Source organism: Archangium violaceum, assembly GCF_016859125.1.
In the GTDB taxonomy this organism is placed as follows: domain Bacteria; phylum Myxococcota; class Myxococcia; order Myxococcales; family Myxococcaceae; genus Archangium; species Archangium violaceum_A.
Window position 1 is genome coordinate 9,008,243 of record NZ_CP069338.1, and the last position, 17,764, is coordinate 9,026,006.

The window sequence follows — 17,764 nt, forward strand, 5'->3', positions numbered from 1 at the left end:
ACGACTCGCCTCTGCTCAGGGCCCAGGAAAGCTGGAGAAGGCAGGCGAAAGGTGCATTATAACGTCGGGTTTCTGATTCTGACTCTCGACGTAGATCTTCACGGCTTGTCCTGCTTAACCCTGGCCTTTCTGCGTCTCCTGCTAAAATAGGAGTCTTCCGTTGGGGCTCTGATGACTTCCACATTGCTGGTGCTGCTGCTGTCCCAGGTGGAAGGGTCGTCCGACTTCCCCGCTGGGGACATGCTGGGCCTGGGCCAACCAGGGGCACGCCACCTGTACTCGGGCCAGGTGCGCTGGCGCTTCGGCCACACGCTGTACGCGCTGACCGAGGGCGGCACGCTGCTGTTCCCGAATGCGGACGGGGCATCGCGCCCGGGTGCCTACGCCTCCCTGGGACTGGGGGTGGACAATGCGCGCTGAGGCCCGGGTGTACAGGTGGGCCGCGCTGCTGGTGGCCGTGCTGCTCACCACCGGATGCGTCACGCTGGCGTCGCAACAGGGAGGTAGCGCAGCAGAGGGCCTCCGCGCCCTCTCCACGTTGCGAGAGAAGGGGGCCAGTACCTCACTCAAGGCGCCCGCCCCTCTTGCTTCCACGGAGTCGGGCGAGCACGCATTCTCTGGCGAGCCGGGCGTGCAGGAGAGGCTGCACCGCCGCCGCAGCGCCCGCGGACTGGGCCCGGACGCTGCCCTGGCGAACTCCGGCGAGGCGCCCGTGTACGAGGTGGCCAGAGCGGGGCCCGCCCCCCAGGAGCCGCCCTCGTGTGGAGGGCATGCCGTGCCCCCAGGCTGGCCCGACTTCTCCTCCAGCCGTGAGGAGTTGCTGGCGCCCTTCCTCACCTGCACCTCGCCCGGGGAAGTCCTCGCCCTCCAGGAGCGGGTGGACATGCCCCGGCTGCTGGAGGTCCTGGACGACTGGCGCGCAGTGCGACTCGGTGCCATGGGCCCACCGCGCGAGGACGTTGCCCTCCTGCTCAACAAGAAGCGCACCTCCCTTCTCGTGAAGGCTCCCGGATCCTATGGGCGCCTCAACGCGCAGGTCCTCTCCGTCTTCATCGTCGACTCCGCCTATGACAATGACTTGAGGGAGATTCTCTTCCTGCTGGCCCAGGAGAAGCGGCTGGAGGAAGTCCTCACGCTGCTGCCCGCTTTCCAGGTGGCGCTAGAGAAGAGGGGGCTGAAACCCTCGGCCCGAGTGGCGCCGGACTCCATGCTCGGGCAGGCGGCCCGAGGCCTTCTCCGGTTTGGCGAGGACATGTTCTCCAGCCCACCCATGGCCGTGGACGGACAGGACTTCGCTTTTTTTCCCATCAGGGGCCAACTGCCACCGGAGTACCAGGAGGCCCTCTCCACGGCCGAGAAGGAATTCCTGCGCAACGCCTCGGCGGACACCATGGCGGTGAGTGCGTTTGACCACCTCACCTTTGGTGTTCCGCTGGGGGGCTACCACTTCATCACCACTTCCCTCCATGGAGTGCGGTTGCTCGGGCACGGACAGATAGAGGAGGGCACGCGCGAGGTGACGCCGGCGCTGGTGCTGGCCCTCGTCGCGGGGGGCAAGGGCGTGCGCTACCTCGCCAAGGGGGAAGGCGCCACAGGAGTGCGCCTGCGCCTCCGCACCGGGCTTGAGGCTGCGGAAGCGCGGCTTCGGGCCCTGACCGAGACAGCGCGACAATTCCAAGGGGTGATGAGCCTACAGGGCCTGCGCGACCTGGTGGGGTACATCCGGGCAAGCCGGGAGGCGGGCCGCTTCGTCGCCGCGGGCGGGGCGGACGCCGCGCTGGCGCTGTACGAGGCCCGGGGGAATGTGGCCATGGCCCGGCCGCTCATGTCCAAGGCCAGGCCCGGAGCCTCGGGCTCCCCTCCCGTGAAAACTGGCGCGGGGGCGGGCGCCGGGGAAGCCACCGCTGCGGCGGACGAGGCCGCACGCCCCTCCGCCACGAAGGCTGGTGCCGCCGAGCGCAAGGGCACCCTGGCCTCGCTGGTGGATGAGGAGGTTGGCCATACCCTGGATGTCGTGGAGGCCAAGCTCGCGGTCGCGGAGTTCGAGGCCATGGGCCCGCGCCTTCCCAAGAACGTGGGCGTGCTGAATCAGCACCGCCCCGCCCTCGACGCCCCGCCACCCGCGGCCCAGGGCAACCCGCGCTGGCGCGAGTACGTCGACTACTACAACAGGCGCTCCAAAGAGGTGGAGAATGGCACGGCCGCCGAGGGCCCGCTCAAGTGGGCGCCCTACGAGCAGATGCGCGCGTGGTTTGCCCGGGGACTGGCCTTCGAGCGCGACATGGTGAAGCTGCTGCAAGAGGACGCGAAGAAGCCTCGGGCCGAGCGCGGCTTCCTCGGAGACTTCGATAAGCCCCGCATTGAAATGCAGGTGGGCGTCAGGAAGCCGGGCCCCGGCCTGCGCTACGCGGATGTGCTCGTCATTGAAGAGGGAGGAGTTGGCGGGCGGCCACGGCGCGTGGAGACATTCAGCGTCAAGAGCCGTGACCTTTCTGGACTGAAGTATGAAGCCTTGGAAGCGCAGATGAAGATGGACGCGAGGGAAGCTCTGCGGAACTACGGCGAAACGCTCGACATCCGCCGTCCTGGGCTTGAGGGCCCTGTCGAGGTGCGGAGGGTTCGCCTCATCTACGAGGGCGGCAAGCTCATGCCCACGGATGTCGATGCATCGAAGGCCGCCGCGATTGCAACTGAGAAGGCTGTTCCGGGAGTGGAGGTCCTGTTCCAATGAAGGTGCTGGGGCTTGGTGACGTGAAGTCGGAGGACAGCCTCCGGCTCACTTTTGAGGGTGCGCTTGATCCGCGGGCTGCGCTTGAGGAAGTTCTCGAGCCATTCTTCCAGGCGCTGGAGGAATATGCGGGCGATTGGATGCCGGAAGTCGTCAGTGGCAGGCGGCGACTCAAATACTCCCGAGCCAACATCTGGAAGGCTCTGGAGGAGCGGCGCGATGAGCAAAGCACAGACGTATGGCTCTACCGTACACAGCGGCCGACACTGGAGATGTCGCTGCATCTCTGGTTTCCGCCGCTTCCGCCCGCTTTGGACGTAATGAACACGGTGCAACCGCTCACCCTCTTCGCGGAGGAGGAGCGCTGCCGCCAATTCGTGGAAATGGTACGTACCTGGGCCTCTTGCTACCCGGTCACTCACGCCGCGGCCCACAGCGTGGCTGACAGGGCGTTGGCAGGTGCGCCCGATTTCGGACGCGATGCGCGGACCGCACGAAGAGACGGGTTCGACAGAATCTACGAGGTCTTCTGGCTCAACGTCTTCGGCCCCAAGTTGGTGGAAGCCGTGGGCCGCGAGCGCATGCTGTCCACGCCGGCTCACCGGGTGGAGGAACTGCCCAATGGCTCCATCCTCCTGGTGACGTGGCCCACCGCCGCGGACTTCGCGAGCGCCGAGGCACGGCACGCTCAGGCGCGCGCGCACGTTCACCTCCGGCCGGACCTCCACTTCGACACGGTGTTGCGAACCCTGCGCGAGCGTAGCTCCACGCTCGCTCCCGTTGAGTCCCGCTTCCACCCGGATGTGGCGCCACTCCTCTCTCGCGTGGTGGATAGCGTCGCCATTCACGAGCGCCAACGCAGGATTGCTGAGTTCAACGTGTACCAACCGCCCGAGCCCAAAGAGTGGCGCCCCGCCGACTCCGCCCTCCCCCCGGATGTGGAAAACCTGGGACGCGCTAACGAGCATTACAGAGCCCTGGCTGAGCACCTCGTGGCGCTGATGCACACGAAGGTGCCATCCGTCTTCGAGGTAACGCCCGAGTCACTCAGTGATGTGGACTACCAGTTCTGGCATGAGGACTTCCCGAAGGTGTTCGAGCGGCAGCACATCGACGCGCACGCGGTGCCCGCCATTGGCGCGTACTTGGGCGAGGTGCTGGTGCGTAACCTGGGCGGCAAGTGGATACCTCGCCAGAAACTCGAGGAGGCCCAGGTGCTCGTCGGCAACCGTGTGTGGTTGCCGTTTGTGCGGGCTCACCATTACATGCGCTCGTGCGAATCGTTGCTGGACTACTCCCTCACCCAGCTCTACCGCGTGGCCGAGCGGTACCGGGGTTGAAGAGGAACTGAATCAGTGCGGTGCGCTCGTCTCAAGAGCGTTCGGGAAATCGGCAGGGGTATGGGCAGCAGGAGGGCAAGGGCTCGCACCTATGCTCCCTATCCGGTCCGAGTGTCGGCCGACGAGGGCCGCGCTGCGCCCTCATCCGGTCTCTCTCCTCGATTTATCGACTGCTCTTCAGTCGGCGAGCCTTGATTTGTTGGAGTAGATCCGGAACGTACACACCTCCCGGAAGCCCATCCGTCGATAGATGCCCAGTCCGTCAGGGGAGGCCTGAAGGGCGCCGATCTTCGCACCGAGTCCGCGCGCGAACGCGAGGGAGAAGTGGGTGAGCGCCGAACCGTAGCCCCGGTTGCGGTGCTCGGCCCGGGTGCTGATGTCGAAGATGTGCGCGCCATCTCCGCTCAGATAGATGGAGCTCGTCCCCACCGGGCGGCCGTCGACGAGTCCGAGGAAGAGCTTCAGCGGGCGCTCCGTCAGCCGTCCGAGCCGGGCCACCTGTTCGTAGAAGGGGACGACATAGACGTCTGGTGGTTCGAAGAGCGAGGCGATGACATGTCCAAAGGCTTCCACCTCCTCCGGCCGCTCCACCAACTTGATCTCCAGTCCGGCGGGAGGGTTCATCGATGGGAGCTCGCTGAGATCGGCGAGCATTCCCACGTCGACCTCGTCCTCCACGAAGTCGTTGCGCCGGAGTGCCTCCAGGAGTGCCTCCTCCCGGAGCTCGTCGCAGGTCCACCAGGCCGCGGGCAGCTTCGCCGCGTTGAACTCCCCGCAGAGGCGGTCGGCCAGCGCTGGACCTTCCGCACCGAGCCGCTTGCTGATCACCAGGTTGAAGGTGTCTGTCTTGTGGCCGGAATTGATGGCCGCGTAGTGAGGGGTTCGCTGGACCCGCACCGGCGGCCCGAGCTGGCCCGGATAATAGGTGTTCTTGCCGATCAGCCCCTCGAACAGGAGCTCGAGCCGCGCATCCGTGAGTCCATCCCGGGTGTTCATGGGTCTACCTCCGTGCCACTGCGTTGGGTGCGCTCTCTGGCAGCACCGAGCCATAAGCGGCGAACAACTGTCCGGTGAGCACGGGAACCTTCCCGGACCCGGGGCCGCGCAGCATGTCGTTCAGCACCTCTCCCGTGCGTGGATCGCGCCGGAGGCTCGGCTTCGCGAGGTTCATCCGGTAGCGCACCACGCCACGCTTCACGCGGTGGATGACGACGACGGTGCCATCGCGCTCGACCTCGTCCACCACGCCCACATGGGTGAGCCCGTCGTTGCGCCGGCCATCGCGGTTCTGGTCATAGGTCTCGCGGAAGAACACCAGATCTCCCGGCTTCGGCCGGCCCCGGGTGTACACGCGGCCATGGGTCCGGGCGTAGCGGTACATGGCGGTGACGCCATTGTCCCGGGCCAGGTTGGCGCCGCGGAACGAGATTCCAGCCTTCGCGTACACGGCCTCGACGAAGCCGGTGCAGTCATTCGGCCAGGTGCGCCCGGCGAGCCGCACCTTGCTGCTGCCCACGAGCCCGCGGGCGGCGGCGAGCACGTTGTCGCGGGCATCGGGCGGGGGAGGGCGAACCGTCTTCTTCTGGGGAGCAGGTGAGGGAGCTGCCTCGCTCAAGGGAGCCCGGGGCGCGGCGGCGGGCGTCAGCGGGCTGTACCGGTAACTGGAGGCGAGCACCCGCCCTCCCATGGGCATGCCGGTGGCGCATCCCGTCATCACCACCATTCCCGCGAGCAGCACGCAGAGCCTCATGTCGCGACCTCCCTGTAGCGAGTCCACGGGGGTGATGGTCTGGCGGACCGGGTGTGTCGTCAAAAAACCTACCCAGCCGAGCGGACGAGGAGGCTTGGGTTTTTCACACGGGGGCGTGGTGGTAATGCTGCGGTGATGCGCAAGCTCCGAGCCTTCTCCCTGCTGTTGTTGTTGACCGGCTGTGGCGCGCCCCGGGCGTACCAGCGGGCACGGGACGCGGACACGCTGGAGGCCTACCGCGCGTTCCTGCGCGAGTACCCGGAGGGAGAGGAGGCCGAGGCCATCGAGGTGCGCATCGAGGAGCTGGAGTTCGAGGAGGCCTCGAAGCTGCACACGGTGGTGGCCTACAAGCGCTTCCTGGAGGCGCACCCGGAGGCGCCGCGGGCCCGCGCGGCGAGGGCGTTGCTGGAGGGGTTGCGCTTCAACGCGGCGAAGGAGGCGGGCACGGCGGCGGCGCTGCGGCAGTTCCTGAGGGATCATCCGGACGGGGCGCAGCGCGAGGAGGCGCAGCGGCTCCTGAAGGAGGCGGAGCTGAAGGAGCTGTCCACGACGACGGACACACAGCAGCTGCGCGAGTACCTGCGGGAGGCGCCGGATGATCCGCGGCGGCTGGAGGTGGAGTCGCGGCTGGATGACGAGACCTTCGCGCGGGCGGAGACGGCAGGGGCGGCGCAGCTCCTCGCGTACCTGCGGGACTTCCCGGCGGGGCGGTATCGCGAGCAGGCGAAGGTGAGATTGCTGGAGCTGGAGGTGGAGGGGCTGCTCGTCTCGGGGCTGGTGGAGGAGGCGGAGGCGCGCGTGGCGGGACACCCGCTCGGGACGAAGCTGAAGAACTTCCCGGCCCGTCTGGCCCGGGCCCGCGCCGAGCGCGCGGCCCAGGAGAGCCGCGAGCCGCTGGCCCAGGCCGCGCAGGTGGGGCACTACCTGCGGAGTATCGAGGATCTGCGGGGCGCGTTGCTCGCGCCGGATCCGATGGACCGGTGGCAGGCGGCGGAGGAGCTGGGGCAGCACGTGTCGGTGAGGGTGCTGGATCCCCTGCTGGAGGCGTTCCGCTCGGGGCGCAACCCGCTCGTCCGGCAACGGGCGTTGGAGGGGCTCCAGACGGTGCTGCGCGCGCTGCCGAAGCCGGTGGCGGACTACGAGGTGGCGGTGCGGCTGGAGTCGCTGCGCGAGAAGGCGGGCAGCCCGGAGCTGTACCTGTCCATGGCGGTGCTGCTGGACCTGTCGGGTCGGATGGGCGAGGCGGTTCCCGAGTACCAGCGGGCCTTCCTGCCGGAGGATCCGGATCCGGTGGTGCTGCGGCGCTGGGTGGAGATCCGCGAGGAGCGGCGCCAGTCCTTCTCGGCGGCGGTGGCGGCGCGGCAGCTCTCGCTGTGGGCGCTGCGGGTGGCGCGTGAGGAGTCGATCTCCCCCGAGGGCGGCGTGCCATTGGCGGCGGCGAGACAGTTGTGCGCGGCGGTGCAGGGGGCGCGGTTCGCGTCGGAGACCATTTCCCGGGCCCGGAAGGCGAACACCGAGTTCCCCGAGGACCTGGACGGCTTCGCGATGACGGCGGCGGACGCGCTGAAGCTGGCGGAGGCGAGGCTGGCGGACGCGGAGTTGCTGCTGCGCGAGAAGACGCCCGGGGCGCGCACGTGCGGGGAGAACGAGGTCCGCGAGCGCCTGGTGAGCGCCGTGTCCGAGCGCCGCGAGGCACTCCGCTCGGTGGGGACGAAGCTGCCGAAGCTCGCGCCGCTGTTGCTCGAGCTCGCCCGGGACCGGGATCCCTCCCCGGAGATCCGGGCCGAGGCCTCCTCCCGGCTCACCGCGCTCCAGACCCACTGAACGGGTGTCCCCTCCGACCGACCGGATCTCCCAGGTCAGACCGACCCGTAGAGTGAGTCGCAGATGGCCACCCGCACGTACACGCTGAAGGCCGCGACGACGACACCCGCGTCGCGCATCGACTATGAGCGGCTGCTCAACGAGGAGCAGTTGCTGGCGGTGGAGGCGGGGGAGGGGCCGGTGCTGGTCATCGCGGGGGCGGGCTCCGGCAAGACGCGCACGCTGACATTCCGGGTGGCGCGGATGCTGGAGCGGGGCATTCCTCCCGAGGGGGTGCTGCTGCTCACCTTCACCAACAAGGCCGCGCGGGAGATGACGCGGCGGGTGGAGGAGCTGGCCGGGGCCTTCGCGGACGTGCGCGCGCTGCTCGGTGGCACCTTCCACCACGCGGCCCACGTGCTGTTGCGCCAACACGCGGGCGCCATTGGCTTCACCCGCGACTTCACGGTGCTGGACCGCGAGGACGCGCGCGACCTGATGTCCTCGTGCATCGCCGAGCGCAAGCTGCCCCGGGAGCGGCGCTTCCCCAGGGCCGAGGTGGTGTTGGACCTGGTCTCCATGGCCGCCAACCTGCAGGAGACGGTGGCGGAGGTGCTGGTGGAGCGCAGGCCTCAGTTCCTCCCGCTGGCGGAAGAGGTGCTCGCGGTGGCGCGCCGCTTCGCCGAGCGCAAGGCGCGCATGCACCTGATGGACTTCGATGATCTGCTGGTGATGCTCAAGCGGCTGCTCGTCGACAGCCCCATCATCCGCGAGCAGCTCGTGGAGCGGTTCCACTGCGTGCTGGTGGACGAGTACCAGGACACCAACCGGTTGCAGGGCGACCTGGTGGATCTGCTCGCCGGCGAGCGCCGCAACCTCACCGTGGTGGGCGATGATTGCCAGTCCATCTACAGCTTCCGGGGCGCGGACTTCACCAACATCATCGACTTTCCCAAGCGCTACCCGGGCTGCGGCATCTTCCAGCTCACCCGCAACTACCGCTCCACACCGGAGATCCTCCGGCTGGCCAACGCCTCCATCTCCCTCAACCAGCGCCAGTTCCCCAAGCAGCTGATCTCCTCGCGGCCCCCGGGGCCGGTGCCCGTGCTGGTGCCCACGCTGGACGTGGATCAGCAGGCCGCCTTCGTGGTCCAGCGGGTGCTCGAGCTGCGCGACGGAGGCATGCCGTTGGAGGAGATGGCGGTGCTCTACCGCGCCCACAGCCACTCCATCGAGCTGCAGCTGGAGCTGACGCGCCGGGGCATCCCCTTCCGGGTGCGCTCGGGGGTGCGCTTCTTCGAGCAGCTCCACGTGAAGGACGTGCTCGCCCACCTCCGGCTGGTGGGCAACCCGCGCGATGAGCTCGCCCTCAAGCGGATCATCCAGCGGGTGCCCGGCATCGGCCCGGCCAGGGCGGAGGCGCTCTGGGAGGCGTTGATCACCCTGCCGCCGGAGCTCTCGCTGGTGGAGGCCCTGGCTCGTCCCGAGCTCCAGGCCGCGGTGCCCCGCAGGGCGGCTCCGGGCTTCGGCCGGTTGATCCAGCTGTTGGTGCGGCTGAGCGCCCCTGGGTCGAACCTGACACCGGGGCGGATGATCCAGGACGTGTTGGAGGGGGGCTACGGCGAGTACCTCAGGACGGAGTACCCGGAGGAGGAGCGGCGGGAGGACGACATCCGGCAGCTGGCCGAGTTCGCGGGGCGCTTCGAGGACCTGGCGCGCTTCCTGTCGGAAATCGCACTGGTGGCCGAATTCTCGGCCCGTGAGGCCACGGGAGAGGCCCCGGACGAGAGCCTCACGCTCTCCACCGTGCACCAGTCCAAGGGCCTGGAATGGCGGGCGGTTTTCGTCATCTCCCTGGCCGAGGGCCGCTTCCCACTGCCCGGTGCGGCTCGCACGCCAGACGAGGAGGAGGAGGAGCGCCGGCTCTTCTATGTGGCGGCTACCCGGGCGAGGGACGAGCTGGCGTTGAGCTACCCGATCTCCGCGGTCCTGCGAGGAGGCGAGCGGGCCATCCTCCGGCTTTCCCGGTTCGTCGAGGAGCTACCTGTAGGCGAGGATGCTCCCTATGACCGGCTGATCCTGGAGACGAGAACTAAGCAAGACGGCTCCTGACGTGATACAGAGTAGTACTCCAATGGCGGACAGACCTCGCATCATCGGGATTGATCTGGGAACGACCAACACGCTGGTCGCGTCCGTGAAGAACCGCATCCCGAAGATCGTCCCCACGGATCGTGGAAACCTGATCCTCCCCTCCGTGGTGGCGCTGTCCGGTAAGGGGGAGCTGCTGGTGGGTGGCGTGGCCAAGGATCAAATGGTCACCAACCCGAAGAACACGCTCTACGGGACCAAGCGCCTCATCGGCCGCAAGTACCACTCCAAGGTGGTCGAGGACCTGAAGGGTTACTTCAAGTACGACATCGTGGAGGCCCCGGACGGGGAGGCCGCGGTGACGCTGGGTGGGCGCCTGTACACGCTGCCCGAGGTCTCCAGCTTCATCCTCAAGCAGCTCAAGACGATCGCCGAGCAGTTCCTGGGCGGCCCCATCGACGAGGCCGTCATCTCCGTGCCGGCGTACTACACGGACAGCCAGCGCCAGGCGGTGAAGGAGGCTGGCAAGCTCGCGGGCTTCAACGTGAAGCGCATCGTCAACGAGCCCACCGCGGCGGCGCTGGCGTACGGCTTCAACCGCGGGTTGGATCAGAAGATCCTCGTCTACGACCTGGGCGGTGGCACCTTCGACGTGTCGGTGCTGCACCTGACGGGGAACGTCTTCGAGGTGCTGGCCACCGGTGGTGACACCTTCCTGGGCGGCGTCGACTTCGACAACCGGGTGATGGACTACGTGCTCGAGAAGTTCTGGGAGGAGACCAAGATCGACCTCTCGCAGAGCCCCATCGCCATGCAGCGCATCAAGAACGCGGCCGAGGCGGCGAAGATCGACCTGACGCTCATCCCCAACGTGGTCATCGACCTGCCCTACATCGAGGAGCGCAAGGGCAAGCCGTTGGATCTGCGGATCCCCCTCACGCGCGAGAACCTCAACGCGCTCACCATGGACCTGGTGGACCGCACGTTCGAGATCTGCGACCGGGTGCTGGAGGAGAAGGGCATCAGCCGCTCGCAGATCGACGAGATCATCCTGGTGGGCGGGCAGAGCCGCATGCCGCTGGTGCAGCAGCGCATCCAGGAGCATTTCGGCAAGCCGCCGCGCAAGGGCGTGCACCCGGACGAGTGCGTGGCGCTGGGCGCGGCGCTGCTGGCGGACTCGCTGGGCACCATCGACTCGGTGACGCTGCTGGACGCGGTGTCCATGCCCATTGGCTACGCGCTGCCCAACGGGCGCGTGCGCCGGGTCATCGACAAGAACTCCGTCATCCCGCTGGTGAAGAGCTTCCGGCTGCCGCCTCCGAAGGAGCCGGGCGCGCCCTTCATCGAAATGGACATCTTCCAGGGCGACAGCGACCTGATGGTGGACAACGAGTACCTCGGCACGCTGAAGGTTCCGGCCGAGGCGGCGGGGCGGAAGATCGACTTCCGCCTCAACGAGGAGTGCCTGCTGCAGGTGATCGTCGAGGAGCCGGGTGGCCCGCGGCGTATCGAGTTGGCCACGCGCGACACCCCGGAGCTGCTCAAGAAGGAGCTGGCGCGGGTGGCCGAGGAGCGGGCGCGGCAGAAGGCCGAGCAGGCGGCGGCTGCGCCGTCGTCCCATCAGGAGGGCAGCGGGCTGTTCTCCAGCATCAAGAGCATCTTCCGCAGGGGGTAGCGGGCGGCATGGCCACGTTCCCGTCGAAGGAGTGGTGTGAGGAGGCGGTACGGTTGGTGAACGCGGACCCGGAGTGCTCGCTCGCCGCCCAGGGGTGGCAGGGAGAGATCGGGGTCATCGTCGACGCGGAGCCCGGCAAGCTGTCGCGGGTCTTCGTGGTGCACCTGGTGCCGCGTGGCACCCGCATCGAGAAGCTGCGGGTATTGGATGATCCGGACGATCTGGACGAGCTCGATCCGGCCTACCTGGCGCGGGCGCCGTACTCGGTGTGGAAGCAGCTGCTGCAGGGCAGCCTGGATCCGGTGGAGGCGGTGCTGCGGCGCCGCATCGCGGTGAAGGGGGATCTGCAACAGCTCATCGAGCGCTTGAGGTTCAAGGGCATCGCGGATCGCGTCCTCGCCCAGTTGAAGACGGAGTACGTGGACGAGCAGTGAGTGCCAGCGGGGGGCAGGCAGACATGAGCATTCGTCGGAACCTGAAGAAGCAGGCGTTGGGTGTGTCGCAGAAGGCGATGGAGAAGCTCATGGCCGACGAGAAGCGGGCCATGGTGGTCGCCCAGGCGTTGGGCTCGATGCAGCGGGGCAAGCAGGCCCTGGATCGGAGCCAGGAGGAGCTGATGAGGGTGCTGAGCTTCGCGCCCCGGAGCGACTTCAAGGCCGTGGGCAAGAAGCTCTCCGGCCTCAAGCGCCGGCTGCGCGAGTTGGACGAGAAGCTGGAAGAAGTCGCGAGAGAATAGGCGTTGACAGGGGGCACAGCGGGTGGCATTTACCCACCCGTCGCTTCGTCGGGGGCGCATAGCTCAGCGGTAGAGCACTGCCTTCACACGGCAGGGGTCCCAGGTTCGAATCCTGGTGCGCCCACTCCCACGAAACCCGATGACCGCAGTCGGGCGCATAGCTCAGCGGTAGAGCACTGCCTTCACACGGCAGGGGTCCCAGGTTCGAATCCTGGTGCGCCCACACGACAGAGGCCGTGAGTCCCAAGGGGCTCACGGCCTCTTCGCTTTTCAGCCTACTCCGCCGCGGCCGGCTGGCCGTTCGTCTCCACGGCCTTGTCCGCCAGGGCCCGCTCCTGCGCCCGCGCCTTCAGCAGCGAGGCCGCGATGGAGACGCCCAGCAGCAGGGCGATGACACCCAGCGACACGGTGGACGGCACCTTCACCACGTCCACCAGCGCCATCTTCGCGCCCACGAACACCAGCACCCCGGACAGGCCCACCTTCAGGTAGGAGAACTTCTCCACCGCCCCCGCCAGCACGAAGAACAGCGAGCGCAGGCCCATGATGGCGAAGATGTTCGAGGTGAAGACGAGGAAGGGATCCGTCGTCACCGCGAAGATGGCCGGGATGGAGTCGAGCGCGAAGAGCACGTCCGTCAGCTCCACCAGCACCAGCGACATGAACAGCGGCGTGGCCAGCTTCTTGCCGTTCTCCAGCGTGAAGAAGTGATCGCCGTCGAAGCGCGACGTCGAGGGGATGACGCGCCGGGCCAGCTTCATGACCGCGCCGTCCTCCGGGTGCTCCTCCTTGTTGCGCTGCAGGAAGAGCTTCACTCCCGTGAAGATGAGGAACGCGCCGAAGACGTAGATGAGCCAGTGGAAGCGCTCGAGCATGGCCACGCCCGCGAAGATCATCACCGCGCGCAGCACCAGCGCGCTCAGGATGCCCCAGAAGAGCACCCGGTGCTGGTACAGCGACGGAATCTTCAGCGCCGAGAAGATGACGACGAAGACGAAGATGTTGTCGATGGAGAGCGACTTCTCGATGAGGTAGCCGGTCAGGAACTGCATCGCCGGCGTGGACCCGAACTTCCACCAGATGCCCAGGTCGAACACCAGCGCCAGCGCGATCCACACGCCGCTCCACGCCAGGGCTTCCTTGAACTTCACCTCGTGCGTCTTGCGATGGAACACCCCCAGGTCCAACGCGAGCATCGCCAGCACGAATATGATGAACCCCGCCCATAGGGCGGGGCTGCCTACACTCTGCATTTCCATGAATGTGTGTCTTTCTTGATGAACTGTGGGACACCGTCAGCGGGCGAAGGGCAGGGCGGTGCTCCAGCCCCGGGAGGAAGGCATCCGCGAGGCCATCTCCCGCAGACGGCGCACGCGCTCCTCCGTGCGCGGGTGCGTCGAGAAGAGCGACAGGATGCTCTGCATCCCCGCGAAGGGGCTCACGATGAACAGGCTCGCCGTGGCCGGCTGGCCCTCCACCGGCATCGCCATGGCCCCGGCCTCCAGCTTCTGGAGCGCCAGCGCCAGCGCCTCGGGGTCTCCGCTGATCTCCGCGCCCGTCTGATCCGCCAGGTACTCGCGCGAGCGGGAAATCCCCATCTGGATCAGCGTCGCCGCGATGGGCGCCACCAGCGCCAGCGCCAGCGTCTGCAGCGGGGAGAGTCCCTCGCCCTCGTCCTCGTCCCGGCCCATGAACATGGAGCCGAAGAGGCCCACCGCGTGCGCCAGGTACGTCACCGCCGAGGCCACCGCGGCCGCGATGGTGGACACCAGGATGTCCCGGTTCTTGATGTGCGCCAGCTCATGCGCCAGCACCCCGCGCAGCTCCCGCTGGTCGAGCACCTCCAGGATGCCCGCCGTCACCGCCACCACGCCATGCTCCGGGTTGCGGCCCGTGGCGAACGCGTTGGGCTGCGCCTCGTTCATCAGGAAGACGCGCGGCTTGGGAATGCCCGCCTGCCGCGACAGCTCCTCCACCATCCGGTGCAGGCCCGGCGCCTGCTGGGGGCTCACTTCCTGTGCCCCGTGCATGCTCAACACCAGCTTGTCCGAGAAGAAATAGGCCCCCACGTTCATCGCGAGCGACAGCACCAGCGCTCCGATGAGGAAGCCCTTGCCCAGCGCGGCGCCGATTCCAATCAGCACCACGGACAGCACACCGAGCAAAAGGAGGGTCTTGATCTGATTCTTCATGGCTCCGTCCACACACGGGCTCGGGCGCGCACCACACGCGCTCGAAACCTCGGGCATCTTGGGAAATAAGAGCCGCGGGAATCTTCGGCAAATAGCTAATAAGGACGAAACCCTTCGAGAAAACCGAAGTGAAGCGGGCGCTTGCTTCATATCCTCGGTGGGTAGACGGGCTGGCGGAGGATTCGCGGAGATTTCCGTCGTGCCCGCACGTTTTCTACGTCGGGCGCCAGACTTCTGATCGAAGTTGAACCCCTGGCTCGCACTCGAGGGTCATGGCAGCGGCTCCCCCCACACACCAGCCTTCCGGCTGCTCCAAGCGTGCGACCCGTACGTCCGGAGGCACATGGAGGAGCCCTTCATGCAGCTCACGTTCCTGGGGCACGCTGGCTTTCTGATCGAAACCCAACAGGTCCTGGTCGTCGTGGACCCCTGGTTGTCACCGCTGGGGGCGTTCGACTCGGCGTGGATGCAGTTCCCGCGCAACCACCAGCTCGCGCCCCTGGTGCGCGAGAAGCTGGAGCACTCGCCCAAGGAGCGCTTCCTCTACGTCAGCCACGAGCACAAGGATCACTATGATCCCGACTTCCTCCGCACGCTGACGAAGCGGGACTTCACCGTCGTCATCGGCCGCTTCCGACGCACCGCGCTCAGGGAGGCCTTCGAGGCCTATGGGGCCCGGCGCGTCATCGCCTGCGGGGACCAGCAGGAGGTGCCCTTCGAGAACGGCTGCCTGAAGCTCTACCTCTCCGACTCGGGGACCCACCGGGATTCGGCGCTGCTGATCCAGGCCGACGGGCAGCGCTTCCTCAACCTCAATGACTGCGAGGTCCATGAGCGGCTGTCGGCCATCATCGCGGAGGAGGGGCCCATCGACGTCTTCACGGCCCAGTTCTCGGGCGCCATCTGGCACCCCACCTGTTACGACTACTCGCGCGAGGTGTACGCGGAGCACTCGCGGCGCAGGCGCTCCCTCAAGTTCGAGGCGGTGGCGCGTGCCATCGAGACGGTCCAACCCCGCGCCTACCTGGCCTCGGCCGGCCCGGCTTGTTTCCTGGATCCGTCGCTCTTCCACCTCAACCTCGAGCCGGTGAACATCTTTCCCCGTGCCTCGGAGCTCTTCACCTTCCTCCACCACCGTCTGGGGGGGAGGACGCCGCGCCTCATCGAGCCCATGCCCGGTGACGTGCTCGACGCGGGGCTCGGGGAGCTGGTCTCGATGGTGCCCGAGCGCGTCACCGACGAGAACCGCTCGCACTACCTGCGCTCCTACGCGACACTCCAGACGCGCATCTTCCGCGAGCGGCGGCGCAACCTGACGCTCGCGCAGGTGGATCGCATCCACCTGCGGCTCCATCAGGAGATGCAGCGCAAGCTGGAGGCCTTCCCGCTGGCGGATCGTGTGGAGATGCCCCTGTATCTGGGCCTCATCGAGCTGCCCGGGCAGCTCATCCGCGTGGACTTCCGCTCGCGCCGGGTGGACGTCGTCAGCGAGGTGCGCGACCTGAGCCGGTACATGCTCCGCGCGAGCGCCGTGGACATCGCCCGCGTGCTGGATCGCGCGCTGAACTGGGAGGACTTCCTGCTGTCGTTCCGCTTCCGCGCCTCGCGCTCGCCGGACGTCTACGATTCCGCCCTGCACGGCTTCCTCGCCGCCGAGCTCGAGGACCTGCGCGCCATGAACCGTGAACAGACGCGTGGTCGCCGGGCTGGCATGTACGCCCGTGACGCGATAGGGGAAGGGCTGGACATCACCCATGATGCCGAGCCCCCCTTCCGAGTCGCCCCTATCGCTGCGCCCTGACGAGGTCCACCTCTGGGTGGTGGAGCCGGAGCGTGTGTCCGAGCCCGGGCTCCTCGCGGCCTACCACGCGATGCTCAGCACGGAGGAGCAGGACAGGCACTCGCGCTTCCGCTTCGAGAAGCACCGGTTGCAGTTCCTCGTGTCGCACGCGCTGGTGCGCGTCACCCTGTCCCGCTACGCACCGGTGCGGCCCCAGGCCTGGCGTTTCGTCACCAACGCGTATGGGCGTCCGGAGATCGTCGGCGACGCGCTCCCCCGCCTCCACTTCAACCTCTCGCACACGGACGGCATGGCGGTGTGCGCGGTGGCGCTCGATACGGACGTGGGGGCGGACGTGGAGAACTCGGCGCGTCCCGGCCAGACGGTGGAGCTCGCCGACTCCTTCTTCTCGCCCTCGGAGGTGGTGGCCCTGCGCTCCCTGCCCGTCGAGCGCCAGCGCGAGCGTTTCTTCGACTATTGGACCCTGAAGGAGTCCTACATCAAGGCCCGGGGCGCGGGGCTGAGCCTGCCGTTGGATCAGTTCGCGTTCCACCTGGAGCCCGGCAAGCCGCCCCGCATCTCCTTCGATCCCCGCCTGAAGGACGATCCCGAGACGTGGCAGTTCGTGCAGGTGCGGCTGTCGGCGGAGCACCCGGCGGCGGTGGCGGTGCGCCGGGCCCGCGGCCTGCCCCTGACGGTGCGGTGCCAGCGGACCGTGCCGCTGGCAGGGGAGGGGCCTCCCTGGTTCGTCACGGGCTCCTGATCAGGGGCCGACCTCGGGGCACCAGCGGACGATCTCCTCGCGCAGCGCCGCCAGCAATGGCTCGCGGGCGGTGCGCATGAAGAAGTGCTTGCCGGGGAAGTGGCGGAAGCGGAACTCGCCCGTCGTCAGCTCGCGCCAGTACTCGAGCTCGGAGAGCGGGACGTGCGGATCCTCGAGCGCCCCGAAGGCCGAGAGCGGGCAGCGCACCGGCACCGCGGGGAGCATGCCATCCGCGATGGAGAAGTCGGCGCGCAGGGACGGCAGGATCATCTCCAACAGCTCCTTGTGGGCGAAGACCTCGGCGGGCGTGCCCTCGTACTTGCGGAGCAGCTCGACGAAGGCCGCGTCATCGAGCGCATCACGGGACTCGCGGGCGCGGTGGGGTGCCCCCGCGGCGGCCATCACCATCCCGAGCGGCAGCGGCGCGCCGCGGACCTGCCAGCGCTGCGCGAGCGCCAGGGCGATCCGCGTGCCCATGCTGTAGCCGAAGAAGACGAAGGGCTTGTCCAGCAGTGGGGCCAGCGCCGGCTCGAGCGCATCCAGGAGCGGGGGGATCTGCCGGAAGGGCGGCTCCATGATGCGACGCTCACGGCCCGGAAGCTGGACGGAGACCAGCTCGACACCCGCCGGGAGCGCCGCGCCCCAGCCGTTGTAGACGGAGGCGCCTCCGCCCGCGTACGGGAAGCAGAACACCCGCAGGCGTGCGTTGGGGAGTGGCTGCCGGGTGGGGAACCAGGGATTCGTGGAGGGGTTCGCGGGACGCATGTCCCTGCATCTAGCACGGAGCGTCAAACCAGGAACGGGGGACGAGCACCCAGGCGCGGTCGCGAGACTCTAGTACGAGCCCACGAGTGCCTCGCCGCCGAGCGTTGCCGCCCTTGTTACCCACATGACAACATTGGGGGG

Annotated in this window: 15 protein-coding genes and 2 tRNA genes; 12 read left to right on the forward strand and 5 right to left on the reverse strand. The window is 67.9% G+C overall.

The features are described from left to right. Window positions 1–171: 171 nt before the first annotated feature. From JQX13_RS38395 to JQX13_RS38405, 3 genes are read left to right on the forward strand one after another with little or no spacing between them, the layout of a single operon-like run. Window positions 172–420, forward strand: a complete 249-nt coding sequence (locus JQX13_RS38395) for a hypothetical protein (protein ID WP_203412636.1) — start codon at window positions 172–174, stop codon at window positions 418–420. Continuing rightward, on the forward strand, window positions 410–2,731 hold the full coding sequence (locus JQX13_RS38400; protein ID WP_239014106.1) for a hypothetical protein: 2,322 nt from the start codon (window positions 410–412) through the stop codon (window positions 2,729–2,731). The genes JQX13_RS38395 and JQX13_RS38400 overlap by 11 nt, the downstream gene beginning before the upstream one ends. Then, window positions 2,728–4,068: a hypothetical protein gene (locus JQX13_RS38405; protein ID WP_203404385.1), complete on the forward strand. Its 1,341-nt coding sequence runs from the start codon at window positions 2,728–2,730 to the stop codon at window positions 4,066–4,068. Before JQX13_RS38400 ends, JQX13_RS38405 begins: the two co-directional genes overlap by 4 nt. Window positions 4,069–4,245: 177 nt before the next feature. Here JQX13_RS38405 and JQX13_RS38410 read toward each other — a convergent pair whose 3' ends face one another. After that, complete coding sequence (locus JQX13_RS38410) at window positions 4,246–5,064, reverse strand: GNAT family N-acetyltransferase (RefSeq protein ID WP_203404386.1); 819 nt, start codon at window positions 5,062–5,064, stop codon at window positions 4,246–4,248. 4 nt (window positions 5,065–5,068) lie between these two features. Then, a complete protein-coding gene (locus tag JQX13_RS38415; RefSeq protein WP_203404387.1) occupies window positions 5,069–5,818 on the reverse strand; it encodes a CHAP domain-containing protein in 750 nt (249 codons plus the stop codon). Window positions 5,819–5,953: 135 nt separating this feature from the next. Here JQX13_RS38415 and JQX13_RS38420 point away from each other — a divergent pair, with 135 nt between their 5' ends. From JQX13_RS38420 to JQX13_RS38450, 7 genes are all read left to right on the forward strand, one after another. Further along, complete coding sequence (locus JQX13_RS38420) at window positions 5,954–7,642, forward strand: HEAT repeat domain-containing protein (protein ID WP_203404388.1); 1,689 nt, start codon at window positions 5,954–5,956, stop codon at window positions 7,640–7,642. A 63-nt stretch (window positions 7,643–7,705) separates the two neighbouring features. Continuing rightward, window positions 7,706–9,733 (forward strand): ATP-dependent helicase, encoded by a 2,028-nt coding sequence (locus JQX13_RS38425; RefSeq protein ID WP_203404389.1) that lies wholly within the window; start codon window positions 7,706–7,708, stop codon window positions 9,731–9,733. 22 nt (window positions 9,734–9,755) lie between these two features. Beyond that, a complete protein-coding gene (locus tag JQX13_RS38430; protein ID WP_203404390.1) occupies window positions 9,756–11,387 on the forward strand; it encodes an Hsp70 family protein in 1,632 nt (543 codons plus the stop codon). Window positions 11,388–11,395: 8 nt separating this feature from the next. Beyond that, on the forward strand, window positions 11,396–11,821 hold the full coding sequence (locus JQX13_RS38435; RefSeq protein WP_203404391.1) for an SCP2 sterol-binding domain-containing protein: 426 nt from the start codon (window positions 11,396–11,398) through the stop codon (window positions 11,819–11,821). Window positions 11,822–11,844: 23 nt separating this feature from the next. Beyond that, window positions 11,845–12,123: a hypothetical protein gene (locus JQX13_RS38440; RefSeq protein ID WP_203404392.1), complete on the forward strand. Its 279-nt coding sequence runs from the start codon at window positions 11,845–11,847 to the stop codon at window positions 12,121–12,123. A gap of 52 nt (window positions 12,124–12,175) precedes the next feature. Next, window positions 12,176–12,247: transfer RNA gene (locus JQX13_RS38445), tRNA-Val, on the forward strand. Between the two features lie 27 nt (window positions 12,248–12,274). Next, window positions 12,275–12,346, forward strand: a tRNA-Val gene (locus JQX13_RS38450). A 52-nt stretch (window positions 12,347–12,398) separates the two neighbouring features. Here the strand turns inward: JQX13_RS38450 and JQX13_RS38455 are convergent. Continuing rightward, on the reverse strand, window positions 12,399–13,382 hold the full coding sequence (locus JQX13_RS38455; protein WP_203404393.1) for a TerC family protein: 984 nt from the start codon (window positions 13,380–13,382) through the stop codon (window positions 12,399–12,401). A 36-nt stretch (window positions 13,383–13,418) separates the two neighbouring features. Then, entirely contained in the window at window positions 13,419–14,315 is an 897-nt protein-coding gene (locus JQX13_RS38460) for a zinc metalloprotease HtpX (protein WP_203404394.1), read from the reverse strand. Between the two features lie 358 nt (window positions 14,316–14,673). Here JQX13_RS38460 and JQX13_RS38465 point away from each other — a divergent pair, with 358 nt between their 5' ends. Together JQX13_RS38465 and JQX13_RS38470 are read left to right on the forward strand one after the other, a co-directional pair. Continuing rightward, on the forward strand, window positions 14,674–16,116 hold the full coding sequence (locus JQX13_RS38465) for an MBL fold metallo-hydrolase (protein WP_203404395.1): 1,443 nt from the start codon (window positions 14,674–14,676) through the stop codon (window positions 16,114–16,116). Next, on the forward strand, window positions 16,070–16,858 hold the full coding sequence (locus JQX13_RS38470; protein WP_343211037.1) for a 4'-phosphopantetheinyl transferase family protein: 789 nt from the start codon (window positions 16,070–16,072) through the stop codon (window positions 16,856–16,858). The genes JQX13_RS38465 and JQX13_RS38470 overlap by 47 nt, the downstream gene beginning before the upstream one ends. Here the strand turns inward: JQX13_RS38470 and JQX13_RS38475 are convergent, their stop codons facing one another. Continuing rightward, window positions 16,859–17,623 carry a thioesterase II family protein gene (locus JQX13_RS38475; protein ID WP_203404396.1) on the reverse strand — a complete coding sequence of 255 codons (765 nt, stop codon included), beginning with the start codon at window positions 17,621–17,623 and terminating at the stop codon, window positions 16,859–16,861. Window positions 17,624–17,764: the final 141 nt, after the last annotated feature.

Coding starts and splice junctions, on each gene's coding strand:
- JQX13_RS38475 (WP_203404396.1), bottom strand. CDS start 17,623: ATGCGTCCCGCGAACCCCTCCACGAATCCCTGGTTCCCCACCCGGCAG.
- JQX13_RS38405 (WP_203404385.1), top strand. CDS start 2,728: ATGAAGGTGCTGGGGCTTGGTGACGTGAAGTCGGAGGACAGCCTCCGG.
- JQX13_RS38435 (WP_203404391.1), top strand. CDS start 11,396: ATGGCCACGTTCCCGTCGAAGGAGTGGTGTGAGGAGGCGGTACGGTTG.
- JQX13_RS38425 (WP_203404389.1), top strand. CDS start 7,706: ATGGCCACCCGCACGTACACGCTGAAGGCCGCGACGACGACACCCGCG.
- JQX13_RS38470 (WP_343211037.1), top strand. CDS start 16,070: ATGATGCCGAGCCCCCCTTCCGAGTCGCCCCTATCGCTGCGCCCTGAC.
- JQX13_RS38410 (WP_203404386.1), bottom strand. CDS start 5,064: ATGAACACCCGGGATGGACTCACGGATGCGCGGCTCGAGCTCCTGTTC.
- JQX13_RS38400 (WP_239014106.1), top strand. CDS start 410: ATGCGCGCTGAGGCCCGGGTGTACAGGTGGGCCGCGCTGCTGGTGGCC.
- JQX13_RS38415 (WP_203404387.1), bottom strand. CDS start 5,818: ATGAGGCTCTGCGTGCTGCTCGCGGGAATGGTGGTGATGACGGGATGC.
- JQX13_RS38420 (WP_203404388.1), top strand. CDS start 5,954: ATGCGCAAGCTCCGAGCCTTCTCCCTGCTGTTGTTGTTGACCGGCTGT.
- JQX13_RS38440 (WP_203404392.1), top strand. CDS start 11,845: ATGAGCATTCGTCGGAACCTGAAGAAGCAGGCGTTGGGTGTGTCGCAG.
- JQX13_RS38455 (WP_203404393.1), bottom strand. CDS start 13,382: ATGGAAATGCAGAGTGTAGGCAGCCCCGCCCTATGGGCGGGGTTCATC.
- JQX13_RS38465 (WP_203404395.1), top strand. CDS start 14,674: ATGCAGCTCACGTTCCTGGGGCACGCTGGCTTTCTGATCGAAACCCAA.
- JQX13_RS38395 (WP_203412636.1), top strand. CDS start 172: ATGACTTCCACATTGCTGGTGCTGCTGCTGTCCCAGGTGGAAGGGTCG.
- JQX13_RS38460 (WP_203404394.1), bottom strand. CDS start 14,315: ATGAAGAATCAGATCAAGACCCTCCTTTTGCTCGGTGTGCTGTCCGTG.
- JQX13_RS38430 (WP_203404390.1), top strand. CDS start 9,756: ATGGCGGACAGACCTCGCATCATCGGGATTGATCTGGGAACGACCAAC.